The sequence below is a fragment of the Streptomyces sp. SID5910 genome (assembly GCF_009862125.1).
Classification (GTDB): Bacteria; Actinomycetota; Actinomycetes; order Streptomycetales; family Streptomycetaceae; genus Streptomyces.
Genome location: NZ_WWHX01000232.1, coordinates 1 through 3,800 on the forward strand (window position 1 = coordinate 1; position 3,800 = coordinate 3,800).

General features: G+C 72.5%; 2 protein-coding genes. Both read left to right on the forward strand.

Annotation, left to right across the window (positions count from 1 at the left end):
- On the forward strand, nucleotides 1-2,874 hold a 2,874-nt coding region (locus tag GTW67_RS08470), incomplete at its 5' end, for a type I polyketide synthase (protein ID WP_161164191.1).
- An 84-nt stretch (nucleotides 2,875-2,958) separates the two neighbouring features.
- A partial coding sequence (locus tag GTW67_RS08475; protein ID WP_161164192.1) for a beta-ketoacyl synthase N-terminal-like domain-containing protein occupies nucleotides 2,959-3,800 on the forward strand: 842 nt, incomplete at its 3' end.

The following is a 3,800-nucleotide window of genomic DNA, read 5'->3' on the forward strand; positions in this document are numbered from 1 at the left end:
GGCCGTCTGTCGCTGGCGTCCCACGCCTGGCTGGCGGACCACGCGGTGCTGGGGGCCGTCCTGCTGCCGGGCACCGCCTTCGTCGAACTCGCCCTCCACGCCGGTGGCCGCGTCGGCTGCACGCGGTTGGACGACCTGGTCCTGGAGGCCCCTCTGGTGCTCCCGGAGAGCGGTGCGGTGCAGATCCAGGTCGTCGTCGGTGGCGCCGACGACAGCGGCCGGCGCCCGGTCAACGTGTACGCGCGTCTGGAGTCCGGTGACCCGGACCAGCCGTGGACGCGTCACGCCGGCGCCGTACTGACCCCGAGCCCGACGGAAACGGCCAGGCCCGTGTCGGACGAGCCGGGCGTATGGCCACCGGCCGGGGCCGAGGCACTGGATGTCGAGGGCCTGTACGAACGGTTCGCGCTGGGCGGGCTGACGTACGGGCGCGTGTTCCAGGGAGTGCGGGCGGCCTGGCGGCGGGGCGACGAGGTCTTCGCCGACATCGAGCTGCCGGAGGAGCACGCGGACCAGACCAGGCGCTACGGCATCCATCCCGCGCTGCTGGACGCGGCCCTGCACATGGCCGGGCCGGGCGGGCTGACCGACCAGGGCGACGAAGGCGGCCAGAACCGGATTCCGCTGCCGTTCGTCTGGAACGGCGTCTCCCTGCACGCCAACGGCGCGAGCAGGGGCCGCGTGCGGATCGCGTCCGCCGGGACCGACGGTGTGTCGGTGACCATGGCGGACGAGTCCGGCCGGCCCGTGGTCCAGGTGGACGAACTGGTCACGCGCTCGGTCACCGCCGAGCAGATCGACGCCGCCCGCGGCGCTCTGCGCGAGTCGCTGTTCCGGCTCGACTGGCGCAGCCTGCAACTCCCGGCGACCGCGGGACCCTCCGCTCCCCGGTGTGCCGTTGTCGGCGCGGGGAGCGACACTCTGGCCGCCGGTCTCCAGACGGGTGGCTGGGATGTGGTGAGGCACCCGGACCTGAAGAGCCTGGGCCTGCGTCACAACGACGACGGCGCAACCCTCCCGGAATGGGTGTTCCTCTCCGTACCGGGCGACGACACGCCCTCGGCGACGGACTCGGACGCGGGGACCGGCACTGCCGCCCTGCGGTCGACGGTGGTCGAAGCGCTGGAGCGAGTCCAGGACTGGCTGGCGGACGACCAACTCGCCGACCTGCGGCTGGTGATCGTCACCCGAGGCGCGGTGACCACCGCGTCGCTCGCCGCGAGCCCCGCCGACCAGGGCGTACCCGACGCGGCGGGAGCCGCCGTATGGGGCCTGGTGCGTTCGGCACAGGCGGAGCACCCCGATCGACTGCTGCTCCTCGACGTCGATGACTTCGCCCAGGCCGCGTCCGCTGCGTCCCTCGCCCCCGCCCTCACCTCGGGCGAGCCGCAACTGGCCGTACGCGGCGGCGGGTTCCTCGTGCCCAGGCTGGTACGTGCCACGACGGACGCCCCGACCCCCGAGGCCGAACAGGACGGGCCCTCCGCCGCCGAGCACGGAGGCACGCCGCATGCCGTGGCGACCTGGGACCCCGAGGGCACGGTGCTGATCACCGGAGCGAGCGGCACACTCGCCGGTCTGGTGGCCCGGCACCTGGTGACCGAGCACGGCATACGCCATCTGCTGCTGCTCAGCCGCAGGGGCGCCGACGCGAGCGGGGCGGCGGAGCTGACGGCCGACCTGAGCGCGGCGGGAGCCTCGGTGACCTGGGCCGCCTGCGACGCGGCCGACCGCGACGCCCTCCGTGCGGTGCTGGCGGACATCCCCGCCGCACATCCGCTGAAGGGCGTCGTGCACGCCGCCGCCGTGCTGGACGACGGAGTCGTCGCGTCGCTGACGCCGGAACGTATCGACGCGGTGCTCCGGCCGAAGGCGGAAGCAGCCACCGTGCTGCACGAACTGACAGCCGATGCCGACCTCTCGGCGTTCGTGCTCTTCTCCTCGGCGGCCGGCACGTTCGGCGGCGCCGGACAGGGCAACTACGCCGCCGCGAACGCCTACCTCGACGCCCTCGCGACCAGGCGCCACGCCCAGGGCCTGCCCGCCCTGTCGCTGGCCTGGGGCCTGTGGGAACAGCGCAGCGGCCTGACCGGAAGCCTGGGCGAGGCCGATCAGCGACGCATGGCCGGCATCGGGCTCGGCGGACTGCCGACGGCCGACGGACTCGCGCTGTTCGACGCCTGCTGCGCCGGCCGGACACCGGTGCTTGCGCCGATGCGGCTGGACACGGCAGCGGTCCGGGCTTCCGTGCGGGACGGCGGAGACGACGTACCGCACGTGCTGCGGGAACTGGTCCGGCTGCCCCGGCAGCGGACGGGGGCCACCGGGACGACGGCACCGGGCGGCCTGCGGGAACGGCTGGCCGGTGTGCAGACGGCGGAAGGCGAACGCATGGTGCTGGACACCGTGCGGCGGAACGTCGCGTCCGTCCTCGGGCACGGGGCCACGGAAACCGTGGAACCGGCACGCGCCTTCAAGGACTTCGGCTTCGACTCGCTCACCGCGGTGGAACTGCGCAACCGGCTCAACGCGGTCACGGGGCTGCGGCTGCCCGCCACCCTCGTGTTCGACTACCCGACACCGTCGGCCCTGGCCGGATTCATCCACCAGGAACTGGCCCCTGAGGACGCAACCACCGACGACGGCGGCGACGTCCCTCTGTCCGTGGGCCTCGACCGCATCGAGGCCGGACTGTCGGCCATGACCCTGGAGGAGATCGGCCACACCGACGTCATCTCACGGCTACGGGATCTCCTTGCGAAATACGGCGACAGGCAGGAAGGCGCGGAAAGCGCCGTTCTCGCCGACAAACTCGAATCGGCGACGGACGGCGACCTCTTCAAGATGGTGGAAGAGGATCTCGGACTCATCTGAACCGACCCTCGGAAACACACGACCCACACGGTCGGCTCCCTTTCCGTCGAATGCCTCCGCTCCGCCTCTGATGGGAAACGCGCGATGAGTAACGAAGACAAGCTCAGGGATTACCTCAAGCGAGTCATTGCCGAACTGCACCAGACACGGCAACGTCTCCAGGAGGCGGAGACCGCGGATCACGAGCCGATCGCCATCGTGGCGATGAGCTGCCGCTACCCGGGCGGCGTACGCTCCCCGGAGGAGCTGTGGCGGCTGGTGTCCGACGGCACCGACGCCATCTCCGGATTCCCCGAGGACCGCGGCTGGGACGTGACGGGGCTGTACGACCCCGACCCGAACGCCGTGGGCAAGAGCTACGCGCGTGAAGGCGGCTTCCTGCACGCGGCCGGCGACTTCGACCCGGCGTTCTTCGGTATCTCGCCGCGCGAGGCGCTGGCCACGGACCCGCAGCAGCGGCTGCTCCTTGAGACCAGCTGGGAGACCTTCGAACGGGCCGGCATCGACCCGGCCTCGGTACGCGGCTCCCGCACCGGTGTCTTCACCGGGGTCATGTACCACGACTACGGCACCGGCCTGGAGTCCCTTCCCGCGGGCGTCGAGGGCTATCTGGGCAACGGCACGGCGGGCAGCATCGCTTCCGGCCGGGTGGCCTACACCCTCGGCCTCGAAGGCCCGGCGGTCACCATCGACACCGCCTGCTCGTCGTCCCTGGTGGCCCTGCACTGGGCCGGCCAGGCCCTCCGCCGACGCGAGTGCACGCTCGCGCTGGCGGGCGGTGTCACCGTCATGTCGACCCCCGGCACCTTCGTCGAGTTCAGCCGCCAGCGCGGCCTCGCTCCCGACGGCCGGTGCAAGCCCTTCGCGGCCGGGGCGGACGGCACGGGCTGGGGCGAGGGCGTGGGCATGCTCCTGCTGGAGCGGCT